Source organism: Methylobacterium sp. E-066, assembly GCF_022829635.1.
GTDB lineage: Bacteria > Pseudomonadota > Alphaproteobacteria > Rhizobiales > Beijerinckiaceae > Methylobacterium.
Window position 1 is genome coordinate 1 of the sequence record NZ_JAKSYO010000138.1, and the last position, 669, is coordinate 669.

Consider the following 669-nt stretch of genomic DNA (forward strand, 5'->3'; position numbering starts at 1 on the left):
GGCCGGATCGAACGCGAAGCTTGTGTTCTTCGAGACGAAGCGCTCCGGGCCGTTCACCGAATTGGCCGTGGCCCGGCCGGTGCGGCCGTAGATGTAGTCCTGGATCGACTTGCGATCGACCAACAGGCTCATCGCGTGGCAGACCTTCGGGTCGGAGAAGGCCGGGTGCTTGGTCTTGAGCGAGGACCGCTCGCCGTCGACCTCGACGTTCGGGTCGGTGGTGTTGAGCAGCAGGAACTCGAGCTTGCCGCCGTAGACGACGTCGACCCGGCCCTTGCCGCCGGTCTCCAGGCGCCTGAGCACCTCGTCATCGACGAGCAGGTTCCAGGCGTAGTCGTACTCGCCGGGCTGGAGCACGGCGCGGGCCGCCTAGCCCGCAGGCGCGCCGGCCTGCATCTCGACGCCGTCGACGTCGGGGCGGTTGGGCAGGTGGTACATCGGGCTGCGTTTGACGCGGATGATGCCGCGGTGCCGGAAGTCGAGGAAGCGGTACGGGCCGGTGCCCACCGGCGCCAGGTTCTGCGGCGGCTCCCGGGACTTGGCGCCGGTATAGGCGGCGAACAGGTGTTTCGGGATCACCATGCCGACGGTGCCCACGAAGGCATCGCTCCAGTACGGCGTCGGCTTGTCGAACAGGATCCGGATGCTGAGGTCGTCGATCTTCTCGAC

At 67.7% G+C, this 669-nt stretch carries 1 pseudogene; it reads right to left on the reverse strand.

Annotation, left to right across the window (positions count from 1 at the left end):
- A pseudogene (locus MKL20_RS19790) lies at positions 1–669 on the reverse strand (ABC transporter substrate-binding protein); the annotation flags it as partial.